The following is a 23,189-nucleotide window of genomic DNA, read 5'->3' as shown; positions in this document are numbered from 1 at the left end:
GACTGTTATCCGAACCGGTGTCCGTTCTCCGTGAAGGTGTAGCCGTTGGCGAGGATCGCCTCATCGACGGAGGTGTCGGAGGACTGATACTCATATTCGGCTCCGAGCTGGCGATAGAGCCAGCGCGCCAGATCGCGCAGCGTCTCGATCACTGCATCTTCTGCATCGGCCGTCATGTCCTGCCAGGTCGGGCTGTCGCGCTCGACTCCGATCGCCATGCAATATTCATGGTAGTAGCGATCCCGGTGGACGATGCTGGCATGAAGCTGGTAGAAGTTGCGCCGCTGGACCGCCTGCAGAGCATCGGCAATCCGGTGCAGCTCGCCATCTTTCGGCGCATAGCCCCGAATCTCGCGGGGAGCGGCCTTGGCATAGCGATAGCGCCCTTCGAAGCAGGCTCCGTCGCCCTGGCTCCAGAACCCGGAGAAGAAAATGCACGGCTTCTGCCTTGCGCCACCGCCGTAGAGGCGGACCGGGTAAGTTCGCAGCTCTATTCCAAATATGGCGCAGATGCGTTCGAAGTCGTCGAAGACGAACTCGAACCAGTCATGCTCGAAGCCGGTCTGCCGATACCATGCGCGGGCTTCGTCTTTGGCGGCGTCCGCGAGCTCATCGAGCTGATAGACGGTGGTTTCGATGATCTCAGGCATCGGGATCGCCTCCATCGAGCACCTCGTAGAGCCAGCCTCCGGTGTAGGTCCACGCCACGGTCTTGCCGGTGGCGAGATCGAGAACATGGGCGCCACCGCCGAACGCGCCGACGCGGGGGCGCGAGCAAGTATTGGCGTATTGGAAGCCCCACCGTCCGGTGAGGCCGAACGCGCTGGCACAGCGTTTGACGAACTGGATGACATGCTCCGGGTCGCCGGTGACATCGTCGCGGATCCAGAGGCTGGTGCCGCCATGTTCGGGAACGATGGAAAGATCGAACCCTTCGGATGGCGGATCTTCCGATGCGTTTTCGTCGGACAGGCGGTTGTAGAGATCGAGTGCGCGGGCCGCGTTGTCGGGCGTTCCGACATCGAGCACGCAGGAGAAATGGGTGAAATAGTCGGCCATGACGGACTCCTGAAACGAAAACGCCCGGCGCGCTGGCCGGGCGGGATTGATGGTGAGATCGGTGGAAAGGGCTGCGGCGCTAATCGTCGAAGACCGGCAAAGCGTCGTTTTCCGGCGCGTCGCGATCGAAGAGGATGTATTCGGCGCCAAGCTGCCGCGCGTGGTCCATGACCGATGAGAGATCAGCGGGCTGATCGGTTGGGGGCGTCTCCTCGACCCAGAGAAACCAGCCATAGGGCGTGGCGGCGATCATCGCCTCGCCGCTTGAAGCGAGCGTTTCCAGCCAGGTCCGGGTGGCGGGCGAGACATGCGCCGTCGAGCAATCGAAAAACAGCCGCAGCGGATATTCAGGTTTCATCGCACTGCCTCCGATTGGGTTTGGTCCGGCTCGCTTGTCTTGCCTTCGGCCGCAAACGGATCGACGATCTTGTGGATCGGCTGGGCGCGCCCCATCCAGGGCTGCGGACGGATCTGGCGCACCCAGTCGGCGAAGCTCGGAATGAAGCCGAGATCCTCGAGCACATGCTGTTCGCCGATCAGGCGGACAGGGACGATGCGTCCGGTGGAGATCGTAAGCGCCTTTCCAAAGGTGCGTTCCAGTTCGAATATGCCTTGGGCATGATGGCGCAGAGCGCGGTGCCGGAAGTCCGCTGTGATCAGCTTGGACGGTTCGTCGAACCATTGGTGGAGCGGCAGATAGTCGTCGGCCGTTCCACCCCATTTGCGCACCGAGGAAAGCGCGTGGTGATAGCAATGTCCCATTGTTGCCTCCCTCAGAAATCGTGGCTGTAGGATTCGGTGGCGGTGTAGCGCTCGTTGTAGTCGAGCGAGATCGACCGCGCGGCGACGTCGAAAACGAACTCGCCATAGGCGCCGTCATTGTTCTCCCAGCCGCCATGGGTCTGGCTGAGGAAATCATAGGCCATGGTCTCGATCGCCTCGTCGGTGCTGCAAAGTTCCCGCTTGACGTCGGGGCTGCCCCAGAGTGCGGACTGAATCTCGATTTTGGCGTCGGGCAGGTCGGCTGGCTGGTCGCCTTTGAAAGCGTCGATCTCTTCCACCTGGCCACTATCGCCATAACCATCGAATTTGACGACAACCTGGCTGATACCGGCCTCGGCAAGCAGTTCGAACAGCACTGTCTTGTTGCCCACGAGCAGGCGGCGGGCGGTTTCGTCAAACGCCTTCTGTTTTGCCTCAAAGGCGGCATAATCGATCGTCGGCATCGGCTTGGGGGTATCGGTGTCCATCGGAATTGCTCCTGAAATGAAAAGCGCCCGGCGCGAGGACCGGGCGTGAGTGGATGGAAAGCGGGGAGACGCGCGGGACGGGGCGAGCCGTCCCGCGCGTCCTTGCGTTATTCAGCGGCGATCGCCGCCGGTTCGTCCGGCTCGCTGAGCTCGCCTGCCTCGTCGTCATCGGAGAGGAATGCAGGCAGCGCTTCGGTCTCGTCGTCAGGCCGGTCCGCCGCGTCCCCATCCAGGGGCGCCAGTCGGAGCGGCTCGGGAAGCCAGCCGCTATCGGCGAGAAGCCGTTCGGCCTCTTTCGCCATGTCACCCTTTTTGAGGTGGTCGATGAGCTGCGCGGCCTGTTCGCCGGCGCCCTCGCGCACGGCTTCGAGGATTCGCGGCTTGGTCACCCGGCCGAGATAGTTGCCGACCGTCGGCCGCCACCCGATCGCTGCCATGTCGAGACCGAGCGCACGGGCGAGCCGATTCGCCTCATGGATGCGTTGCTGCACGCCATGCTGCGTCGGGCCGGCGCCATAGGGGTTGGCCTTTTCGTAGAGCGCGTTGACGCCGAACGACACGCAATGGGCCAGAAGCGCCATGCGGCCCGTCTCGTCGAGGCCGTTGATTCGATCCCACAAAGCGTCGTCGTCGGTCGGCAGGTCGCTCTTCCACGCGTCCTGGCGTTCTTCGACGGCCTTGGCGGACGCGCTGTCCTTCAGATCGTCCGCCTGCACGGGGAAGAAGACGTGGCGCACCGAAGCCTCCAGGCATCCCGGCGCAGCGATATGCTGGAAGGTGTCGCGCACGAGCTTGTGCAGGAGCGCGGTCATCGCGATATGCGGGTTGCCCGCAAGCGCATCGCGCAGCGCGAGCGTGCGATGTGCCGTCAACTCGGTCACCAACCGCTCGGGCAGCGGCTTGATGAAATCCTCCTCTTCGTCATCGTCCTGGGACTCGCCGCCCAGCGTGATCACGGTGCGTTGAACGGTAGCGTCGTCCTCGGAGCCGGGATGGCCGGCGCCCGGTGCGTCAGTCTCCTCGCTGCCGACCGGAGCCTCGTCCTCGGGGCGAACATAGCCGCGATCGACGCTGAGCCGGCCATCATGCGCGATGCTGACGAAAGCGCCGGCCCGCACGACCTCGGCGGGATCGTAGGCGACCGGGCGCGCCTCGAAGCTTTCGAGTGCGGCCTCGATTTCACCAAGCCGCTCATCCACCTCATCGGGCAGTTCGTCCGCCTCGGCATATTCGGATTCGAGGCGGTCATATTCTTCGCCCAGCGCGGCTCGCGTGGCGCGCTCCTCGTCGGTCAGTTCGATCGGCGTGCCGGCGAGTTCGCGCAACCCATGGGTGTGGCCATAGGGAAAGTCGGCGGCGACCTGAATCCATTTCCAGCCTTCGCCGGCGATGCTTTCCGCTTCGGCCTTCAGCTTGTCGGCAACGAGCCGTTCGAGCAGCGGGACGTCTTCGACCCATCCGCCGTCGTCATCCTGGAACAGGTCGCGCATGACCGCGCCGCCAGCCTCTTCGTAGGCCCCAAGCGTGACGAAACGCACGCGCCGGTCCGAGGCGCGGACCGTGTTTTCGGTCAGCATGCGGCGGATCTGATAGGGCTCCTTCGACCAGCTTTGCTCGATCGCTTCCCAGACTTGCTCCTGGCGAGCGGGATCGGCCGAGACGGTGAAGGCCATGAGCTGTTCGAGCGTCATGGCCTCGTCGGCGTAAAGCTCGAGGAGTTTCTCCGACACGGAGACCAGCTTGAGCCGCTGCTTGACGACGTTGACCGACACGAAGAAGCGCGCGGCGATCTCTTCCTCGCTCAAGCCTTGTTCGCGCAGGGTCTGGAAGGCGCGGAACTGATCCAGCGGATGCAGCGGCGCGCGCTGTACATTTTCGACGAGCGAATCCTCCTCGGCCGAGATACCGGTGCCGGTCTCGCGCACGATGCAGGGGACGGGCGCACTTCGCGCGAGCCGCTTCTTCTTGGCGAGGAGTTCGAGCGCCCGGAAGCGGCGACCGCCGGCCGGAATCTCGAACATGCCGGTCTCGGCGCCTTCGGCGTCGAGAACCGGCCGCACGTTGAGGCTCTGGAGGAGGCCGCGGCGGGCGATGTCCTCGGCGAGCTCCTCGATCGAGACGCCGGCCTTTACACGGCGGACGTTCGACTGGCTGAGCACGAGCTTGTTGAAGGGAATGTCGCGCGAGGCGCTGAGGGTGATTTTCTGAACGGCAGTGGCCATCGGGATATACTCCGCGACGGGCGCCGAGAGCCTCTCTCTCGGCTTGAAACCCGTCACGGAAAAAGGGCGCAGCCCTCTTACTCTCTGCGGCGGCGATCTGCCTCGGCGGTACGGAAAGACGCGAGGCCGTAAGCGCGTCGGTGCGCAGAACCGGATCGGCGGGATGGCAGGGACGCGCGGCATCAGACACCGCACAGCCCCTCGCATTCGTTCGGCCAGAGATCGAGCTGGCCGCGATCGGCGTCGGTCGTAAGATCGGCCTTGTCGAGGGGAACGGCGGAGCGATGCAGATAGAGCTCACCGCGGATTTTGCGGAAACCCGTGCGAATGTTGCGATCGACCCACACGGCATCGGCCCAGGAGTCGGGATCATGGTCGCGCATGTGCCGCCAATGATCGTCGGAATGAAATGGACAGCCGATGCAGCTACTCCGGGGTGGCCGAGGATAGCCGTTGCGCTTGAGCCAGCGCAGGCAGTCGTGCCGGGTCATGCGGCGTTCGATCAGCGGCCAGCGGTTGACCTGCCACGCTTCGAACGAGGGCTTCATGCGGAGCACCTCGTCGAGCGAGATGCCGATCCATTGTTCGGCGACCGGTGTCGCAGGCGACCGCCGACCGGCGATGCCGAGCAGCTCGCGGACCTTTCGGCGGATCGGCACGATCTTGTAGTCGCCGGTGCATTGGCGGCGGATCATGCCGACGCCTACCCGCTCGGTCTTGAGGATGCGGGCGCCGACGACAACGAGATCGCCATTTTCGTCTTCGTCGTAAACGGGGAGCTCGGTGCCGGCGGGCGTGACATTGCGGGTGAAGGCCGGGATCGAAGCCCAGCGCTTCCCTCTGGCGCCGGCAAGTAGATCGGCTCGCAGGTTGCCGGCCGACACGATGTGGACGGGGAACGGCAGGACGTTGGGCGATTTCAGCCAGGCGAGATGTTCGTAGACCGCCTGGGGCTCCCATCTGGTATCGGCGAAGATGGCGCAGTCGGGCATTGGACCGATCTCGCCATGTGCGGCCATCAAGGCGAGCGTGGTCGATTGAACCCCAGCGCCGAGGCTGAGGACGCGTAGGCGGATGTCCGCCGGCTCTTTGGTCGTCATCGGGATGATCTCCGCGATGGGCGGCCGGGAGCCGGTCTCTCGGCCTTCAACCCATCACGGAGCGAGGCGCGGCCCTCGCACTTGGGAGGACCGCGCCGCGGAACGTCGAAGCGTGAAGACGGAAGCGTGTAAAACCGGAGAGCCGGAAAGCCGTCTCCCCGGTTTTGCGGAAAGTCAGGCTGCCCGGTCCATCAGCCTCTTGGCCTTGGCCTCCATATCGAGGCGGGCGTCCTGATAGGGTTTGTCCCGTGCGACGGCGGTGATGCCTTGCACGAAGTCGAAGACGCTTTCCGGCGGCCGGCCTTCCTCGGCCAGCACGGTCTCGATGATCTTGCCGGTTTCGGCCTTGGAAAAGCCCCGCCGACGCAGGAAATCGCTGCGATCCTCGTCGTTCGTCGCCACGATCCGCTCGCGCGCGGCCCTGATGCCGTTGACGAAAGGCATGGGTGAGGAATCCGCGAAGTTCAGCAGTGCGGGCGCGGCCTCATGGGCGAAGCGGGAGGCTGCATATTTGGAGTGACGGATGGTGATTTCCTCGAAATCCTCGACCCCCCACAGCATCCTGTTCTGGCAGACGGCGCGAAGATAGAAGGACGCGATGCCGAGCGTTTTTGCTCCGACCTCGCTGTTCCAGGCATAAAAGCCGCGGAAGAACAGGTCGGGCGAACCGTCTGGCAGACGCCCGGCCTCGATGGGGTTGAGATCGTCGACGAGAAAGACAAACACGTCGCGATCGGAGGCATAGAGCGTGGTCGTGTCCTTCGCGACATCGACATGGGGGTTGTAGATCCCGGTCGACCAGTCGAGCACACCAGGGACCTTCCAGCGCGTATCGCCCGTGCCATTGCCGGCGATGCGCTGGATGGCTTCGATCAGCTCATAGTCGTGGATGCGGCCATAGTCGGGGCCGGTTACGGCGCGCAGCTCGACGCGGCCGTCTTCGATCTCGAAAGTCTTGACCTGCTCGGCTCGATGCGATGTCAGGCCATATTGGAGGTTGATACCGGCGAGCGCGGCTGGAAGCTGGCGGAGATAGGCGGCCGGGGCGCCGACCAGGCTGGCGAGCTGGCCGAAGCTCCAGTGCGTCGGTGCGATGGGCGCATCAGCGCCCGGCACGATGAGCGCCAGGCGTTCCGAGTCGGAGCGGTTCGCCTCGACCTGGACCAGGGCGCTGTCCACGACACGCGTCTTGCTGCGCTCGGACCGCTCGCGCACGGTTCGCGCGAGGTCGGAAAGGGAAAGAAAGCGTTCGTCGTCGGGGCGCGAGAACCACTCGGACGAGACGCGGCCGATCCGCTGGCCGCGGCTGACATCGACCTTGTAGCCGCCATCGGCGGCGCGGTTGGCATCGAGAACCTGCATAGTCATGGGACAAAACTCCATGACGGGCACCGGAGGGCCTCTCCCTCGGCTTTCAACCCGTCACGGAAGATCGGTCCGCACTCTCACTCTAGGGGGCGTTGCGGGGATCTCCCCGCTTGAAGGGGTCGGCCGAGACTCCGGGCTCGGCCGCAGGGGAAGCCCTTCCCCTCCAGGTACATGGTTAAAGTGATTTTCAGCTTGGAGGGAAGGTCTTTGTTTACCGCTTGCGACTATTTTGGTCGCATCCCTTGCTATACTCAGGTTCCAGGCGGTTGAACGTTGCTCCGCATTCAAAATCAGATTCTTCGGATGATCGCGAATGGCGAAGGGCTTGATGAGACTGCGCAACAGATTTGCAAGAGTTTCGAGGCGGCCGCGCCGCACCTGATTTGCTCGATTGTGAGCGTCGATCGGGCAGGCCTCATGCATCCGCTCGCGGCACCCGGCTTGCCGGCGGACTATTGCGCGGCGCTTGATGGGCTGTTGATCGGGCCGGAAGTCGGCTCGTGCGGTACGGCGGCGTACCGGCGCGAAGGTGTCGTGATCGAGGACATCCGCCGAGATGCGCGCTTCGCGGACGCCGTTGCGCTCCTTGAAGGCCTCGATCTTAAAGCATGCTGGTCGTTTCCGGTGATCGATATGGATCAAGACGTGGTCGCTGTCCTGGCCGCGTATTGCCGCGATCCGAGAGGACCGCAGGCGGATGAGCGCGAACTGGCGGAGTCCTGTGCCGAGCTGTGTGCCACGGCGCTGCGCCGCCATGCTCAAGCGATCGATCGTGAGCGCCGGGCGACGATAGACGCGCTGACCGGACTTCCGAACCGGGCGGCCTGGAGTGCCGCGCTCGCCAACATCCCCTGCGATGAGCCGGGGTCGTGGGGCATGTTCGTCATTGACCTCGACAATCTCAAGATCGTCAACGACACCTTCGGCCATCTTGCCGGCGATGCCCTGATCCGGGCAGCCGCGAAGCGCGTCGCGCGGGCAATGGTGCCCGACCCCACCTTCCGGCTGGGCGGTGACGAATTTGCGGTCATCATCCGCGCGCCGAGCATGTTGGCCGATCTCGATGCTGCAGCGGAACGAATATTCGCCGCGCTCGCTGAACCGGTAGGCTGCGCTGGTCACGCGGTCGTGCCGAGCGCGACGATTGGCGGGGCCGTCCTGGGGCCGGATGAGGCGACCGCGCTCGCCGTGAACGAGGCGGCGGACTTTGCGCTATATCATGCCAAGGAGACGGGCCGAGGCGGCTTCGTTCGGTACTGGCCGGGGATCGGATCGCGCATCACACACCGCCGCGACGCGATCCGCGACGTGACACAGGCCCTGGCGGAGGGTCGGATCGAGGCGCATTATCAACCGGTGGTCCGGCTCGATACCGGCCAGATTGCCGGCCTCGAAGCGCTGTGCCGCATGCGTGACAAGGATGGGGCGATCATCGCAGCCGAGGCGTTTCACGAGGCCACGACCGATGCCCATGTCGCCACCGAATTGACCGGCTACATGGCGCAGACCGTTGCGAATGACGTCGCCTGGTGGCGTGATAACGGCGTGCCGATCGGGCATATCGGCCTCAATGTCTCGATGGCGGACTTTTACACCGGCAGCATCCTGCAAAAACTCGAAGCTGCGTTCGACAGCTCGGGCATTGGGCTAGAGCGTCTCATTCTTGAAGTCAGCGAGGACGCCTATGCCGGTCGGCGTGACCGTGTGGTGGCCAGGGAGCTCGCGCGATTGCGCGCAGCCGGCGTGCGGGTGGCGCTTGACGATTTCGGCAAAGGCCATGCGTCGCTGACACATGTGCTCGATGTTCCGGTCGACATCATCAAGATCGACCGGACGCTGATTGGGCGGCTTTGGCCGGACGATCCGGGCATGATCATCATCGAGGGACTGATCGAGACAGCCAGTAGGCTGGGCATTGCTATTGTCGCGGAAGGAATCGAGACCGAGGTCGAGGCCAGCCAGCTTTGGGCGATGGGCTGCGAGCTTGGCCAGGGGTTTGCGTTCGCGCGGGCTGCCGATCGCGAAACCATGGCGGCGCTGTTGCGCCGGCACGGCGCTGGAGTCCCCGACGCAACGCCGCTTTATGGGGGCATGGCGGCGCGCGCGGCGACGAGCCGTCCGGAATGGGCGAAACACCGCGCCAGCGCCGGATAAGCGCAATTGAGATCGAGGCAGACGGCGGTTAGTCTGCGGCTATGGCAAAGCCTGAGTCCCTGTCGCTTTGCGGCAATCGCCTGCTGGATGCAGCGATCGACCAGTTCGGCCGCATGGGCCGCAGCGGCGCGAGTACGCGTGCGATCGCGGCGGCCGCCGGAACGACGATGTCGGCGATCACTTATCATTTTGGCGGCAAGGACGGCATCTATCTTGCCGCGGCCGGGCATATTGCCGACCATCTGGAGCGGGTGCTGGCCCCAAGCCTGGATGGCGCGGCGATGCCGGGCGCGAGCGATGACGAGGCACACCTCGCGGAGATCGACCGGCTCGTGGCGGCGCTCCTCGATCTGATGCTGGATGAGCGCAGCGCGGATTGGGCGCGCTTTGTGTCGCGTGAGCAACTGGAGCCCACGGAGGCGTTCGAGATTCTCTACGATCGCTTGCTGGAGCGCGTGGGCGAAAGGCTCGCTGCCCTGATCGGTGGGCTCGGGCATGGCCGATGGGACGATAGCGCAATACGGGTAAAGGCGGTGGCCATTCTCGGCCAGGTTCGAATCTTCGGCACGGCGCCAGGCATGGTGCGGCGGATGACGGGGCTCGACCCGGCAAAGCCGGAGAACAAAGCGGCGATCGAGGCGCAACTGCTCGCCGTTTGTCGCGCCGCCGCGCTTGCGTGACGGGCGTTATCGCTGCCGATCCCGCCTCCCAGCTCTGTACCGAATGAGATGTTCAGGAGATGCGAATTTCAAGTTCGGTTGAGCACCTGCTACCTTACCGACAGCGTAGCGAGATTCCGTTTCGACGCGCCAGCAGCTCCGAAGCATCGGTCTCCGACGCGGTTGAATTGCCTTTTGGAAGGCGTTGCAGCTACGCAAGGCAAGAGGCGTGTGCATTTCCGAGAGCAATCTTCCCGTTCGGGAAGATTGATCTGCGATATTCGTCTCAGTAACCAGAATCTTACCGTTCGGGAAGAAAAGACCTTGCGTGGTGCTTCTATGTGTGCAATCTTACCGTTCGGGAAGATGATATGATTCAGACCGCACAGGAATTCGGCGCCGCCGTGGCGCAGGCGCGCAAGGCGCTGGGGCTCACCCAGCGCGAGTTGGCGCTTGCCATTAATAGTGGCGAACGCTTCATCGTCGATCTGGAAGGAGGCAAAGCGACAGCGCAGCTCGGCAAGGCGCTGGCGGCTGCCAAGGCGGTCGGCCTTCATCTGGAGCTGAGCTGAGCGTGCAGCTGCCCGTCCATTACGAGGATCGGCAGATCGCGACAATCGCGGCCGATGCGGGAGAGGTCCGGCTTATCTACCAGCCAGACTGGCTCGGCGACGCCGATCGCTTTCCAATCTCGCTCACCATGCCGCTTGGCGAAGCGCGCTATGAACAGGATCTTGTCCTGCCATGGCTGATGAACCTGCTGCCCGAAGGCGAGCCGCTGCGCGCCATGACGCGGGCACTGGGCGCGTCTCCCGAAGACGTGCTCGGCCTTATCATGGAAACGGGAGGAGATCTTGCCGGCGCGCTGAGCATCGGACCGTCCAATCACGACGGGCCACCGGGCTACCGCACGGTTCCAGATGCTGCCGCGCTTGAGCGTATCATCAGCGATCTCCCCGCACGCCCATTTCTGGTCGGGGAAGACGGCGTGTCGATGAGCCTCGCCGGCGCGCAGGACAAACTCCCGGTCGCCTTGCATGACAATCGCCTTGCCATTCCTGTCAATGGCGCCCCTTCGACGCACATCTTAAAGCCGGACAATCCGCGGCTGGTGGATAGCGTGCAGAATGAAGCGCTGTGCATGGTTTTGGCCAACCGCATCGGCTTGCCCACTGCCCATGTGACGACCGGCAAGGCTGGCGAACGCAGTTACCTGCTCGTTACGCGATATGACCGCCTGGACAATGAAAGCGGGACGCGGCGTATCCATCAGGAGGATTTTTGTCAGGCGCTGGGCCGGGCGCCGGCTGCCAAATATGAGTTCAACCGGACAGGCCGCCGCGGACCCGGCCTTACCGATATGTTTGCGCTGGTTCGCGAACACATGACCGCCCGCGACATCAACCGGCTGCTAGACGCGGTGATCTTCAATATCGCGACCGGCAACGTAGATTCCCATGCGAAGAACTATTCGATTCTTCTGCAGCCAGAAGGCCCGAGCCTGGCGCCGCTTTACGATCTGATGTCCGGGCTGGCCTGGGACGGCATAACGCAAAACCATGCCCAGGCCATTGGTGGTCAGCGCCGTGGGCGGCACGTGTATGGGCGCCATTGGCAACGCACGGCCGAAGCATGTGGTCTGGCCGCTAAGGCAACGGTTCGCCGTGTTGGCGACGTAACGAAGCGCCTTCTTCGCGAATTACCGGCCGCACGTGAAGAAGTCGCGACCATGCCGGCAGGCCCGGGGTTCATGCTCGACACCTTTGCGCGCGCAATTGAAGAACGCATCCGGGAAGTTCGGCTGCATGCACACGAAGAAGGTGATATTGCCGACGATCAGCTGGACGACGTGAGTGCAGACGCCCGCGATTCAGCTTATTGATCCGGAGCGCACAACAATTGTGCGAATGTCGGCAATGTCCGAGGAAACTGCCATGGGAATGTTCGACACCATCCGCTGCGAAATTCCGTTGTCGGATGGCTTTACGGGAGAAATGCAGACCAAAGACTTCGATTGTGTGCTGGGCACGCTTTTGATCCGCGTGGATGGGCGGCTGATGATAGAGGATTGCGATTGGGAAGACGTGCCGCTCGCAGAGCGACCCGACCTCAAACTTCCCTTCATCGGATCGCACAGGGCCATAAACAGGCGATGGCGTGATCTCGATTTCCATGGCGAGTTCTGCTTCTACGGATCGGGAGAATCTGCCAGCGATTGGCACGAATATACTGCTCGCTTCACCCATGGTGCGCTTGAATCCATCGAGGTCGCGCCGAAAGATTCCTATCCTCAGTCCAAAGCATGGGAAGGGAAGGAAAGCGCAGCGTAGCACGGTTGCGGCAGCAAGAGATGATCCTACGCAAGGACGCCGGCTCAATGGTAGAAGCTAAGTTGCGTTGAGCATCTGCCGGTAAAAATTGGAAATACACCACAGGTCCAGACAGCTAATTCAGACACTCCGGAACGGCAGGTTGTAGCGCGAAGCTTGCGAATAGCTGCCTTTCGTTGCGGCCGTGTCCGATAGCAGCGATACGCCCTATTGTCGGTCGTTCGCTCGCAGGCTCGCAACATCGATTTGTGTTGGCCAGATGGGCGGGCAATTTTATCGCCGCCGGAGCCGTTTGCGCACTGCTTCGTCGGTGTCGTGCCATTCGGCTTGACTATCATACGATTGCGCAACGTGCTCCAGCATTCGAGAAGTGACCGGATATTCAGCCTGCAGCTGGCGGCTGAAGGCCCGATATTTTGACGCAAGATTGCGTTCTTGGTCGCCTCCCGGTCCACGCCAAGTCGCACCGCAACTATTGTGTAGGCCAATTTCCATGCCGCGGATCATCCGGTCGCTTCCGCACGCTTCGAGCGCATCACGAACCGCTTCATTGGGCCATATGCCATCGGCGCCGGAGCCAGTCCGACCTAGCAATTGTCCGATCTGGCTGTCGCCGACACTGGCACGGCCAACCAGCCGCAAACGCTCGCGCACCTCAACGAGCCATCCCAGAAGTGTAGAGCTGTCGACCGTTCCATCGTCTTGGGTGCCAGGTGTGCGCTTGAGCTTATCGAGCACGCGGTAAACATTGCTGCCGATCAACTGCATGTCACGACCTTCCGGAATGCGGAGTTCGGGAGGGTCCTCACCGCCATCGTCGCGGCGATAGAGCAGCGAGACGAGTTGCACGAAGTCGGCAGGCGCCTCCTCGATCCGCAATTCGAGATTGGGAATTCCGTGTCGGGAATGCGACAGGGCGTTGATGAACAGATACTCATACTGAGCAAGCTCAGCGACGGAGGCGGCTCCACTGGCCTGCAGTGCATCGAGGGCATCCGAGATGGCACCTGCATTGATCTGGACCTCGCGCTCCAATTCTTTGGTGGGCTCGATCAGAGCCTTCATCAATCGCGCAAGAATTCCACCGTCGAGACGCTTGAACTCGTGCGACATCGCATTGAACGCCGAAATCGGGCGGTCGACATCGAGCAGCCGCTCGACGCACAGGTTGAGTTCGCTTTCGCTCTGCCGCCAGCCATAAGGCACGACTTCGCGCCAATAGGGCACCTGGAGATCGGGGCGCAGTTCGGCCAGAAGGCTCCATGTGCTTCCTTCGAATGAGGCGTATTTGAAGAGCGTGAGCGCTGCCGTGTCGTCCAGCTCAGGGACTAGCGTGCGTAGGATCACTTCCCGCTCATCGTCGGCCAGCGCCTGCAAGACGCCTTGCAGACAGCCAATCCAGTAGCGCTCATTGGAGCTTTGGAGGCGCGCCAGGATTGTCGCGACCAAGTCCGCCCGTTCGCCATCCGGCGTGAGCTTGCTCAGATAGTGGCCAACCGTGTGCCAGGCATTCACTGACGAGAGGAGGCGTCCGACTCCGTCAAGGCCGTATCCATCGCGAATTTCAGCGATAGCGCTACGGCGCAGGGCATCGATATGCGCCTCGTGCTTGTTATAGTCGAAATCATCGTCCCAGATGTCGTCGCCGGACTCGGAAACCCATTGCTCGGCGAACAGCCATCGATGGCGTTCAACCAGGTCACTGGGCGCGAGCGCTTCGAATATCGATCGGCGGATTCCGTCGATCTTGCCGGTCCGGACCTTCTTGCGGTTTCGGCGCGAAAGGACCGAGCGCCGCATATGCTCGCGCAGCATTGCGCGTTCTTCGTCGCTCGGGCCATTGTCGATCCAGCGCTGGACGCGAGCCCAGACGGCGAGTTGATCCTTGTTGGTCATTTCGGCCGATTCAGAGATCAAATCCGACAGCTGGGATATATCAAGCCAAGGCCAGTCGAGCATAAGATCGAGCGCATGTCGACGCATGCGGTAATCTTCCTCATAGGTTGCGCCGCCCGCGCCTGCGGCATCGGTGCGCCAGCGCGGCGTGGCATTGGGGGAGGCCGAGCGATGGCCGGTCTCGATCTGGGCCTTGCAAAGGTTCCAGCCGATTGCGGGAAACTCCCGAACGATCATGTCAAGCAGCGCGAGACGCTGGTCTATGTCGGCAGCGGTCTGCGGCAGCCAGGAGCGAACCAGCGATTCCAGGCTGTTCTCGGGCTTGTTCACCCAATTGTCGTTGATCGGCACTTCGCAGAGGCGCGCTAGGATACGCGCGACGCGGAACAGATAGGCTTCGTTCCATGCGATCACTTCGAGCGCCCAGAGCAGTCCGGTTCGATCAGGACTGTCGAAGCCACCGCTCTGGACCGGGCGCAGCATGGTCAGGAGCTGCGGATCCTCGGATCGCAGGTCGAGTTCGACGGCTTCGAGGAAAGCGCGCGGCGATGCCTCAGCGAGAAGCGGCAAGTCCGACTGTTGCGAGAGCCATTTGCGCGCCTCGACTGCATGGAGCAGCCTTGAGACAAGGGCATCGACCCGGATGCCGACCGGGCTTACCTGCGATCCGAGGATACGATCGCCATAGACAGCAAGCAGCACGAGCAGTTCGCTTACCGCCGCGCGCATCGAACCCGAGATATCGCGCTTCTTGCCGTAGATGTTGGCGGACCACCGTTCTTCGGGCGGCAGGTCGAGCGCAGGATCATCCTCAGAGAGGATAAATTCGGCGACCTCGAAAAAGCGGTCGATATCGTCCTGATTGAGCGCGGCGCCGGCAGTGAAAAGCGCATCCTTGCGTGACACCAGGCCGCGATAATTGCCGATCGCCCATACAGGAGCCTCGGGCAATGTGAGCAGGTCGATCAGATCTTTCTCGACCTCTTCGAAGGTTTTTCCGGCAAGCTCGGCGACCAGCATGCGGTCGGCCTCAACTGTACGATTCCAAGCGCCCGCAAGTAGCATGGGCATTAACTTGCGCATTAGCGCCTTCTCGCTCGCCCAGGAGGGCAGCCGGAGTTCGGGTGTTAGCGCCAAGCGGCGTCGCAGGATCGTAGGGGAGAGACCAGATTCGTCACTAAGTTGCTCGCGCAGATGTTCCTCGACCCCCATATCTTCGAGCGCCAAGCCGAAGCATTCGCTGCTCGGTGTTTGGAGGGTCAGGTCGGCATCGTTCTCTACGCTCGTGCGCGGGCGCACCACGATCACACGATTGCGCCTGGTGAGGCTGCTCGCAGCTAGCTCAGTTTCGCGATCGGCTGCGATCAGGATGGCATCGGGCGATGCCGCCGCGAGGCGGACGAGGGCGTCTGCATCGGTCGCAAGCACGGCACGATCATGCAAGACGCCGGCGGTGCCATCGGGTTCGAGCAGTGCGCGAGCAAGAAAGGCCAAGGCTTCATCGGCCGAGTCCGCCACGATCACAAACGGATGTTCGCCATGGCCCTCGATCCAATCGACCAGCGTCTGGCGCCGTTCCTTGATCGCTTCATCGAAGAGCAGAGGTGAGAGCTTTGGCGATGTCGATTCCGTCCAGCGTCTCCAGCATTCGGCGATGGGCACGATACCGTCCAGGCTTCGGCCCAGTTCGCGGGCGAACCAGAGCTGGGTTGTGGCCGAGCGTTCAAGCCATTGCTCAAGATCGACCGCGTCATAGGCGCGTACGTCTCGCCACTGTCCAATGCTGCGCTGCTTGGCAATCCACGCTTCCTTGCCCTGCCAGTTCTGGGCCGTCACGAAGACGAATGTCGTCGCTGCGCGCTCGGATGCCGGGAGCTTGGAACGCGCTTGAATATCGCGATTCGGCTTGCCGGGCAGATCTCCTGACACCGACAGCTCCCAGCCCGCCTTTCCGTCAGGTACCCAATGGCCGGGACTGTCGACCTCGGTCGATCCATCCCAGCCCTTGCGTTCGCCTGCATCATAGCCGGGAAAATCGACTTTCGCCGCAGGGTCGACATCGGCATGAACCAGGCGCCGCAGGAGGACTGGGAGGCGCGTGCGCGCCTCAATCGTGCTCCCCCAATTGGCGATTTCGCTCGACGTAATCTTGAGATAGCCTGCCGCTTGTTGGCGCGCGACGCGGACCTCTGTTGCCGCCTTCTCGGCCTGCTCTTCGAGTTCTGCTTGCCGCCGGATTAGCATGTTTGCATCGGCTCCGAAGGTGCGTTCAAGCTTTAACGCCATATCGCGAGAAAGTCGGGCGTTGCCATTCAGAAGGTTGGACAACGCAGGGCGCCCGACCCTGAGTCGCCGGGATGCCTCGCTAACGGACAGGTCGGCAGGGATAATATTGGCGCGAATGTAAGGCCCGACAGACACCACGATCATTACACCTGTATTCCGTATTGCAGACGCTACAGTTATCGGCTATGTAGGTTAATAGGTCAACAAGCAAGGCGCTCTGTTGGCGGTTTTTGAGCCTTAGGGGCCGAGGTCTGGTCTTGAGGGAAGGTTGGTATGCCTGCTTTGATGTGCATTAATCGCGCATTTTTGGAGCAGGTACGAAAACACCAGGTGAGGCATAGCCTGACCTGGTGCCGTATAATCCGTGCCGAGGGCGCATAGCTTTCGCCAGTGGGGCCACTTCGACTGCTAGGAGCTTAATAGGCGCAAGAATGGCTGAAAGTCAAGTACCCTACCCCAATCTGCCACCTCAGGTCGCCGCAATCAGGGCCTCGCTATCGGAGCCTCGCTTTGCGACCTATCTGTCAAAAGGCGGTCAAAATGAAGGCTACGCGCTCGCGCTATACCTCTATAACGCGCGGGTAGCAAAGGCGTTCATGTACCCGCTCGGGGTAGTTGAAGTAACCCTACGCAACGCAATTGATGCTCTTCTGAAGGCGCGCCATGGCCACAGCTGGCATCTCGACCCTCAATTCTGCAACACAGTACTAATGCCGGAAGGCTTGGCCACCCTGCAGAAGGCTATCGCCCGGGCAGGACCAGGAGCAACGCACAGTCAGGTTGTCGCTGAGCTCACCTTCGATTTTTGGTCAAATCTTCTGAGACCTGAATACGGCAATCTCTGGCGAACGAGTCTCAATATTGTCTTTCCAAACATAGCACGTGGAACCAGCCGCCACGACGTCCAGTCCATGGCCAAAGCGATCAATCGATTTCGCAACCGTGTCGCCCATCACGAACCAGTACTCGATCTCAACATCACGGATGTACACGCAAAAATCGTCGAGTTAGTTCGCCTGAGGTGCACCGAAACCGCAGCATGGCTCAAACACCATTCTACCGTTAGCGCAATTATCCGCACTCGCCCGCGCGGACCTGCCGCGGGCTTCGTCTCGCTCCAAACCAGACTGGCTCCGGACTACGTAGAGGTCACGGAAGCGACCACCCTTGAGCATGTCTCTGAGCAATTCGACCGTAAGCACCAAGTGGCGATCTGCATTGACGGCGACGGCGTAGTGACAGCGGCGTTTGGACCTATCGAACTTATCCAATATCTCGCTGCGGCGGCAAAGACGACCGATGGCCTCGTTGCTCCAGTCGAGCATACCGTAAAACACCTTTTGACCACGATTGACGTGAGTGAGACTTGGGTAGCGATGCCGGCAAGCACGGCACTAGCTTTGGCTATCGATCGACTAACAGAAAAAAAGGTCAACATGGTCATCGGCCTCGATCCGGCTGGTACGCCGGTCGGCGTCATCCCGCGAGCGCAGCGCCGCTACTGATCTAACGCTAAACACACTGTGGGCAGCCAGGTCGAGCTTGGAATGGCAGCTATGTCGGCGGACACGGCGTCAGTTTCTGCCGGAAAGCGGCGGCTCCCGACTCAAAAGCGTCGCTCGCCGGTCGAGTTTCCAACGGCAGCTTCTGCTTGACTGCCGCTTGCCCGCCAAAAAGCCGGTTGGCAGCAACGCGCCCCAATTTAAGTCGTTTGGTCTTCCGGACGCCTTGCCCGGAACCGGCCGTTCAGAATGGGCTAGCGCCGGTCGAACTGAATGCGGTTGCGAACCCGTTTGCGGATCACTTGCTCTACGCTATCGAGGAAAAGGCCGGCGAGAGGCCCGCTCCCGAACGTGACGACGACGCCGCGACGGAACTGTTGATTCGACTTGGTCTGGCCATCGCTGTTGCCATTTGCGGCGAACAGTCCCCTCAGCACGTAGCAGATCGCGTTGATATCCGCCTCGCCATCGATACGGACATGCAGACGCATAAGATCATTGTTTTCGCGCCGCTTCGGACCCATTGCCATCGACCCACCTCATCTTCATATGCTGGCGCACATTATCGGCGATCATTCGCTTCTCAAGAAACAGCTGCCCCGGATAGGCGAGCGACCCAATTGAAAGCGATTCAGCTCCTGCATCCTGCCCTGCTGCACTCGAACTCGGCGTCGTCGAGTGCAATCTGCAAGCCGGATAGTTCTTGAATAACCTCGTTCGGCACTTGGCTCACAGTGAACTCCTGGACGCTATCCGCGAAGCTGGTCTCGCCAGAGCGGATGCGGTCAAGCAGAGATAAAGCGAGGGCTGAGCCTTCTGGGTCGAGATCGTCGACCTTCGCCACCAGTAGGTCTCGCGTCGAGGCGAGCTCATCCTCGAGCGTCTTGCGTGCTTCCAGTTCGACATGGGGGCGACCGGGGATGCCTAGATTGAGACGGTCCATCGACTGTAAGGCCGATGCCTTCGCCACCGCCAAGTTCAGGATCGGCGAGATTTCCGCGCGGAATGCGGGGAGGTCGAGTTTCTCGATCCAGATGTCGGCCTCGTCGGGGAGAGGTAGCAGCGTCTCATAGCCGCTGACGCTACGCGTCGGCAGCACCCGTCCGTCGACGCTCGGCATCACCGTGAGCCTGATGTCGTCTGGAACGGCTTGACGGGCGGTTAGCGTTGCGATCGCGTAACTCTCGATTTCCATCTGCGAAATCACTGGGATCACGACGAGCACCTTGCTGGGTGGCCATGGGAGGATTCCGTCGGGGTCTTCCAGGACATGAACCAGAGCGTCAACGCCGTCGTCTTCGAGTTGGGACTGGATCGATGCTGCCAGCTCGTTGCGCGCCGTCGCCATCCGCTTCTCGACCACTGAGGCGACAAGACGGAGCGCGTTGTGGGGTTTTGCCTTGCCGAGGAGCGTGGCGGATTTCACGCCCGGATGCGCAGTTCCCCCGGCAGCATCGCCCGCGATGATCCTGACGCGAACGAGGATCTCACGGATCTTGCCGAGACCGGCAGGCGCGCCGCCGACGAGTTCCCACGGTTCCTGCGTGCCGGCCTCATCGGCGCTTTTGATCAGGTCGGCGATCCAAGCGATGAAGGCACCGGCGCCCTCTGGCAGCTGGTAGAAACGCCTACAGACGTCGGCACTGCCCGCAAACAGCAGGTTCTGCAGCTTCGTAACGTTGGCGTTGAACTCCCCTGATCCCTCGCCGGTCGCGACCGAGGACGCGATTACAGGCGGGGTCAGCTCGCGGGCGGCTTCGTGGACGCTGTTCATGGCGGTCAACTGCGCATCGGAGACGCTCTTACCGCGGATGATGAGATTGAGGACGCGGTCCAGTGCAGGTGCGAGGCGGTCGAGAAGCTCCACGGCCTGCGCGAGGTATCCACTATAGGTCGGCGCGGCGACGCGGATCGCGATCGCGTCGCGCCAGCGGCGGTTCCATTCCGGCAGTGCTGCCGACGGCAGGTTCGCGCGCGGTATCTGCTTCTCCGCAAGGGGCAAGCCACCGAACTGGACGACCTCTCCGTTCGGTGCTCTCGCGGCAGAAGCGGCGATGTCCGATCGTGGGGAGAGCGCTAGCGCCACTTCGCAGATCCGCACCACCTTGTCATGGGTACCGTCCTCGCCGGGAACGCCAATTTCGTTATAGTCGCAACGTATCACCCGGCCATCGGGAGACTCTTCGAACGTTGGTTCCGTCGCCCACGCGATCTCATGGGGCATCCGGTCGACAAGCTCTTGTTCCCCGATGGCATCGCTCCATGCGATTGCCTCATTCCGGTCGAGGATAGCGAGTGTCCCAAGTAGGCGCACGACGCCATCGATCGGTGCCGCGAGCAGGTCGACCGGTCTCGTCGCCAATGCGGAGCGGACGGTCGGGTGCAGCGGCATGCCGTTCAGTGAAGACAGGAACTGGTCAAGCTCTACCGCGTCCGTGGCGCCCGAGATCATCTCGTTGAGCAAGGGAGCTGGCAGAGCTTCAAGGAGTGCGTGTCTAGGATCGCCGGTGGTGTCCGTACGCATCTGAACGAGTTCTGCAGCTGCGGCCATCGCGTTCCCGAGTGCCTCGTTGATCGCTGGGATCGTGGTCCCTGCCAACCCGAACATCGCAGCGGTGCCGACCTGCGTCGGTGGGAGGGCTTGCACGTTCTCCGTCGCCAGCCAGGCATCGACGGCGTTTGCGATCCACGCCGTCCCGAGGCCACGAAGTGCTGCCGTGAGCGTCTCGAGGCTCAGGTCGCTCTGGATCCTCGCGCTGAGCGCCGCGATGGCGGCATCCTGGCTGACACTGCGGTTGCGCATGCCATCGGCGGTCAGAGGCTCGAGATCGCTCGACGAAACTGTGCCGACCGCCCGGGCGAACGTGGTCGCGATCGTTGGCGGCGGGACCGCGTGCGTCAGGCGCACCAGTTCTGCGGATCGCAGCTGGTGGAGACCGGCTAGCCCGCCGTCTAAATCCACGCGGACGAGATGCTCGTCGACGAGACGGCGCAGGTTGCGGCCGACATCCTCTTCGGGGAACGACAGGACAGCGGGAAGCCGATCGGCGTTGGCGCTGGCACCCGCCGCGCCGGTCAGCGCCACGACCCGCAGGATGGACAGCTCGGGCGCTCTTGCCGGGTCGCTCTGCCTAGCATCCACCTGTCCAGCGAGCGTCTCTTCGAACCTCCGCCCGGCGGTCAGCACGTGGACATATTCAAGCACCAAGCCCCGGCTTCGATTCCATGGCTCCTGCCAACCGGCCCATTCGGTCCTGCCAGTGTGCTTCAGCTCCTCGAAGATCCGGCGGGCGAGGTCCTTGTCTGGCTCGGCGCGCACCTCCGCAGCACGCGAACGGCCTTGGAGGAGGAAAAGATCCTCCTCGCGGATCGAGCCAAGGAGAACGACGCCCGGCACCGCCGCGAACTCGAGCGTCAGGGCGTCCCAACCCTCAGTGCCCCGCCGCCCGATGTCGTCGACTACGAAGCCGATAGGGCTATCGGGGTTCGCCAGAAGGGTGCGGACGAGTTGCCGGAGGGCGGGCAGGTCGTTCTGATCGATGCGAAGCAGACGATACCATCTGATCGTGTGGCGCAGGGAATAGGCGGTGTCCCACATGATCGCAGACTTGCCGGCACCAGATGGACCGGCGACGAGCGCGGCGCCGCGGCTCTCAAGGCCGCGGGCCAGCGCCTCGCGGGGCTGCAATCGGGGAACGACCAGCCCGGCAGCGACATGTCCGGGCTGGACATCGACACCAAGGTAGAATTCGGAGTCGTCGAGCGGCGTTAGGAAGTCCGCCGGTTCGCACGCTCCGTTACGCAGTGCCGCCTGGATCGCCTCGACATCGGTAGCCGCCAGCGTGTGGGTGACGATGCGGTCGGTATCGCTAGTCGAGAGGCCGCGATAGGTGTCCGGCTTAAGGCGCCCATTGTCGTCTGCAAGCGTCCCGACCTCGTGCAGGAGCTGAGCGACGCTGAGTGCAGCGACGATCGGCGCGCAGCCGGTGCGGTCCATGATAATCGCGATCGAGTCGGCGTTTGGAGAGGACACCTGCCGGACGTCGGTCTTGGCCAGCAATCCCTTGCCCCGCGCGTTGCCGGGCAGCTTAGAGGCCAGCTTCGCGCTCGGCACTATGCCGCCATCCGCCGAGGTTTCGTGGTCGATGATGCCTTGTTCGAGGATCAGCTCGAGCCGAGATGCGTGCGGCGTGAACTTATCGTGCCGGTCCCAGAGCTCAGTGATGTAGTTTCTAGCGCTCGCCAGCGGCAGCTCACCGAGGTCCTCGCGCCGGCTCTTGACCTGGACGAGCTCGCTGCCGGCGGCGGAACGCCGTTCGATGTCGTCATTGCCTTCGGGGACAATGGTTGCGCGCGGATCGAGGTTGGCCCAGATCCGGAGAGCTAGCATGACAGCCACAGCGTCCTGGTAGCGAAAACCGCGACCGGCGTGGGATCCATGGCGGTCGTGGGTGGCCTTCCTAGTCATGGTCAACTCGATACTAGTTTGAACGTTAAATTTCGAGCTCGGCTATCCATTCCCCCTGACTACTTAGCTAAACGAGAGCAGCTCTCTTAGCCGTATGAGCAGAATGAGCACGCAGAGCCAATTGGCGTTATGACAAGTCAGATACGTATGCCGGGACAGCCTGATGAATAAAGGGCGGGTTTTGAGGGGCCGGTTCGAGCGGTCGGATGTCGGCTCTGTCGGCGGACGCTGACCTTCTGGTCATACAAGCCGCCAGCCGCGCTTGAAAAATTCCATTGATTGACGGAAATTCTGACTGACGCATAATTTGAGACTGCTGAGATGACGTATAGCCGACGCCCCGATTATGAGGAATCGATCATCCTGTCCGAGCAGGATCGCGCGGTCTTCCTAAATGTGCTCGCAAGACCGGGCGCACCAAACAAGCGCCTCCGGCGAGCTTTCGCTGAGCATAGGCGCCGGGTTGTGTCGTGAAAGGTCGATCAGCCACGCCCACGCTACCTCTGGTTGGTGGCCCTGCACCGCGGTTGCGATCACGCCTGCAATCCAAGTGGACGCTGCAACGGCCAGATCCAGAGAACGTGTGGCTGGAGTTCCTACTCGCTCACGCAATCAAGCGTCGGGCTGTGCTCAACGATGACACAAAATCGATAGCATCATATTCGCCGAACATATCCGTTGGTGCGTTGCAGCACACCTCCTCGTGCTTCCCCCCTGCTTCCCCGGACTTTATGGAGGGCGCGGGGAAGCAAAAAATGGCGCCGAGGCGCCGCCATAAGTTATTGAATTATAAGAGGAAAACTGGAGCGGGCGAAGGGATTCGAACCCTCGACCCCAACCTTGGCAAGGTTGTGCTCTACCCCTGAGCTACGCCCGCTCTGGCGGCCGGAGGAGG

General features: G+C 62.3%; 18 protein-coding genes and 1 tRNA gene. 7 read left to right on the top strand and 12 right to left on the bottom strand.

From position 1 onward, the window contains the following. Window positions 1-5: 5 nt before the first annotated feature. The 8 genes from M529_RS27585 to M529_RS27550 all read right to left on the bottom strand — a co-directional run bounded on the left by M529_RS27585 (window position 6) and on the right by M529_RS27550 (window position 6,999). A complete protein-coding gene (locus M529_RS27585; RefSeq protein ID WP_031294183.1) occupies window positions 6-650 on the bottom strand; it encodes a hypothetical protein in 645 nt (214 codons plus the stop codon). Beyond that, window positions 643-1,059: a hypothetical protein gene (locus M529_RS27580; RefSeq protein WP_021316503.1), complete on the bottom strand. Its 417-nt coding sequence runs from the start codon at window positions 1,057-1,059 to the stop codon at window positions 643-645. The genes M529_RS27585 and M529_RS27580 overlap by 8 nt, the downstream gene beginning before the upstream one ends. A 79-nt stretch (window positions 1,060-1,138) precedes the next feature. Next, window positions 1,139-1,417 (bottom strand): DUF5983 family protein, encoded by a 279-nt coding sequence (locus M529_RS27575; protein WP_021316502.1) that lies wholly within the window; start codon window positions 1,415-1,417, stop codon window positions 1,139-1,141. Further along, entirely contained in the window at window positions 1,414-1,821 is a 408-nt protein-coding gene (locus tag M529_RS27570; protein WP_021316501.1) for a DUF6915 family protein, read from the bottom strand. Before M529_RS27570 ends, M529_RS27575 begins: the two co-directional genes overlap by 4 nt. A gap of 11 nt (window positions 1,822-1,832) precedes the next feature. Continuing rightward, window positions 1,833-2,309: a DUF6878 family protein gene (locus M529_RS27565; RefSeq protein ID WP_021316500.1), complete on the bottom strand. Its 477-nt coding sequence runs from the start codon at window positions 2,307-2,309 to the stop codon at window positions 1,833-1,835. 107 nt (window positions 2,310-2,416) lie between these two features. Next, window positions 2,417-4,531, bottom strand: a complete 2,115-nt coding sequence (locus M529_RS27560; RefSeq protein ID WP_021316499.1) for a ParB/RepB/Spo0J family partition protein — start codon at window positions 4,529-4,531, stop codon at window positions 2,417-2,419. Between the two features lie 182 nt (window positions 4,532-4,713). Continuing rightward, the gene (locus M529_RS27555) at window positions 4,714-5,631 is read right to left on the bottom strand and encodes a hypothetical protein (protein ID WP_021316498.1); all 918 of its coding nucleotides are present in this window, start codon (window positions 5,629-5,631) and stop codon (window positions 4,714-4,716) included. Window positions 5,632-5,805: 174 nt separating this feature from the next. Further along, complete coding sequence (locus tag M529_RS27550; RefSeq protein ID WP_031294181.1) at window positions 5,806-6,999, bottom strand: hypothetical protein; 1,194 nt, start codon at window positions 6,997-6,999, stop codon at window positions 5,806-5,808. Between the two features lie 303 nt (window positions 7,000-7,302). On the opposite strand from M529_RS27550, the gene M529_RS27545 reads away from it, so the two are divergent. The 5 genes from M529_RS27545 to M529_RS27530 all read left to right on the top strand — a co-directional run bounded on the left by M529_RS27545 (window position 7,303) and on the right by M529_RS27530 (window position 12,142). Further along, complete coding sequence (locus M529_RS27545) at window positions 7,303-9,153, top strand: putative bifunctional diguanylate cyclase/phosphodiesterase (protein ID WP_021316496.1); 1,851 nt, start codon at window positions 7,303-7,305, stop codon at window positions 9,151-9,153. A 41-nt stretch (window positions 9,154-9,194) separates the two neighbouring features. Further along, on the top strand, window positions 9,195-9,833 hold the full coding sequence (locus M529_RS0124050) for a CerR family C-terminal domain-containing protein (RefSeq protein ID WP_021316495.1): 639 nt from the start codon (window positions 9,195-9,197) through the stop codon (window positions 9,831-9,833). Window positions 9,834-10,183: 350 nt separating this feature from the next. Beyond that, window positions 10,184-10,384 (top strand): helix-turn-helix domain-containing protein, encoded by a 201-nt coding sequence (locus M529_RS27540; RefSeq protein WP_021316494.1) that lies wholly within the window; start codon window positions 10,184-10,186, stop codon window positions 10,382-10,384. Between the two features lie 2 nt (window positions 10,385-10,386). Beyond that, complete coding sequence (locus M529_RS27535) at window positions 10,387-11,694, top strand: type II toxin-antitoxin system HipA family toxin (protein WP_021316493.1); 1,308 nt, start codon at window positions 10,387-10,389, stop codon at window positions 11,692-11,694. A 34-nt stretch (window positions 11,695-11,728) separates the two neighbouring features. Continuing rightward, window positions 11,729-12,142: a hypothetical protein gene (locus M529_RS27530; RefSeq protein WP_161626317.1), complete on the top strand. Its 414-nt coding sequence runs from the start codon at window positions 11,729-11,731 to the stop codon at window positions 12,140-12,142. A gap of 273 nt (window positions 12,143-12,415) precedes the next feature. Here the strand turns inward: M529_RS27530 and M529_RS27525 are convergent, their stop codons facing one another. Beyond that, entirely contained in the window at window positions 12,416-16,366 is a 3,951-nt protein-coding gene (locus M529_RS27525; RefSeq protein WP_161626316.1) for a hypothetical protein, read from the bottom strand. Between the two features lie 389 nt (window positions 16,367-16,755). Between M529_RS27525 and M529_RS27520 the strand changes: the two genes are divergently transcribed. Further along, entirely contained in the window at window positions 16,756-17,829 is a 1,074-nt protein-coding gene (locus M529_RS27520; RefSeq protein ID WP_031294174.1) for an Abi family protein, read from the top strand. Window positions 17,830-18,080: 251 nt separating this feature from the next. Here M529_RS27520 and M529_RS27515 read toward each other — a convergent pair whose 3' ends face one another. Both M529_RS27515 and M529_RS27510 read right to left on the bottom strand, forming a co-directional pair. Beyond that, window positions 18,081-18,356 (bottom strand): hypothetical protein, encoded by a 276-nt coding sequence (locus M529_RS27515; protein ID WP_152522511.1) that lies wholly within the window; start codon window positions 18,354-18,356, stop codon window positions 18,081-18,083. Window positions 18,357-18,457: 101 nt separating this feature from the next. Then, window positions 18,458-22,294: a hypothetical protein gene (locus M529_RS27510; RefSeq protein WP_152522510.1), complete on the bottom strand. Its 3,837-nt coding sequence runs from the start codon at window positions 22,292-22,294 to the stop codon at window positions 18,458-18,460. 321 nt (window positions 22,295-22,615) lie between these two features. Here M529_RS27510 and M529_RS50690 point away from each other — a divergent pair, with 321 nt between their 5' ends. Further along, window positions 22,616-22,768 (top strand): type II toxin -antitoxin system TacA 1-like antitoxin, encoded by a 153-nt coding sequence (locus tag M529_RS50690; RefSeq protein WP_084490764.1) that lies wholly within the window; start codon window positions 22,616-22,618, stop codon window positions 22,766-22,768. Between the two features lie 328 nt (window positions 22,769-23,096). On the opposite strand, the gene M529_RS27505 is transcribed toward M529_RS50690, so the two are convergent. Beyond that, window positions 23,097-23,171 (bottom strand) — tRNA-Gly (locus M529_RS27505). Between the last annotated feature and the right edge of the window lie 18 nt (window positions 23,172-23,189).

Origin of the sequence: Sphingobium ummariense RL-3, from assembly GCF_000447205.1 — a bacterium.
Lineage (GTDB): Bacteria > Pseudomonadota > Alphaproteobacteria > Sphingomonadales > Sphingomonadaceae > Sphingobium > Sphingobium ummariense.
The sequence above is the reverse complement of the archived record's forward strand: the minus strand, read 5'-3'. Positions and strand labels throughout refer to the sequence as shown.

Excerpts from the sequence above, each read along its gene's own strand:
- M529_RS27585 (WP_031294183.1), bottom strand. The coding sequence starts at position 650 with ATGCCTGAGATCATCGAAACCACCGTCTATCAGCTCGATGAGCTCGCG.
- M529_RS27580 (WP_021316503.1), bottom strand. The coding sequence starts at position 1,059 with ATGGCCGACTATTTCACCCATTTCTCCTGCGTGCTCGATGTCGGAACG.
- M529_RS27575 (WP_021316502.1), bottom strand. The coding sequence starts at position 1,417 with ATGAAACCTGAATATCCGCTGCGGCTGTTTTTCGATTGCTCGACGGCG.
- M529_RS27570 (WP_021316501.1), bottom strand. The coding sequence starts at position 1,821 with ATGGGACATTGCTATCACCACGCGCTTTCCTCGGTGCGCAAATGGGGT.
- M529_RS27565 (WP_021316500.1), bottom strand. The coding sequence starts at position 2,309 with ATGGACACCGATACCCCCAAGCCGATGCCGACGATCGATTATGCCGCC.
- M529_RS27560 (WP_021316499.1), bottom strand. The coding sequence starts at position 4,531 with ATGGCCACTGCCGTTCAGAAAATCACCCTCAGCGCCTCGCGCGACATT.
- M529_RS27555 (WP_021316498.1), bottom strand. The coding sequence starts at position 5,631 with ATGACGACCAAAGAGCCGGCGGACATCCGCCTACGCGTCCTCAGCCTC.
- M529_RS27550 (WP_031294181.1), bottom strand. The coding sequence starts at position 6,999 with ATGACTATGCAGGTTCTCGATGCCAACCGCGCCGCCGATGGCGGCTAC.
- M529_RS27545 (WP_021316496.1), top strand. The coding sequence starts at position 7,303 with ATGATCGCGAATGGCGAAGGGCTTGATGAGACTGCGCAACAGATTTGC.
- M529_RS0124050 (WP_021316495.1), top strand. The coding sequence starts at position 9,195 with ATGGCAAAGCCTGAGTCCCTGTCGCTTTGCGGCAATCGCCTGCTGGAT.
- M529_RS27540 (WP_021316494.1), top strand. The coding sequence starts at position 10,184 with ATGATTCAGACCGCACAGGAATTCGGCGCCGCCGTGGCGCAGGCGCGC.
- M529_RS27530 (WP_161626317.1), top strand. The coding sequence starts at position 11,729 with ATGTCCGAGGAAACTGCCATGGGAATGTTCGACACCATCCGCTGCGAA.
- M529_RS27520 (WP_031294174.1), top strand. The coding sequence starts at position 16,756 with ATGGCTGAAAGTCAAGTACCCTACCCCAATCTGCCACCTCAGGTCGCC.
- M529_RS27515 (WP_152522511.1), bottom strand. The coding sequence starts at position 18,356 with ATGGCAATGGGTCCGAAGCGGCGCGAAAACAATGATCTTATGCGTCTG.
- M529_RS27510 (WP_152522510.1), bottom strand. The coding sequence starts at position 22,294 with ATGACTAGGAAGGCCACCCACGACCGCCATGGATCCCACGCCGGTCGC.
- M529_RS50690 (WP_084490764.1), top strand. The coding sequence starts at position 22,616 with ATGACGTATAGCCGACGCCCCGATTATGAGGAATCGATCATCCTGTCC.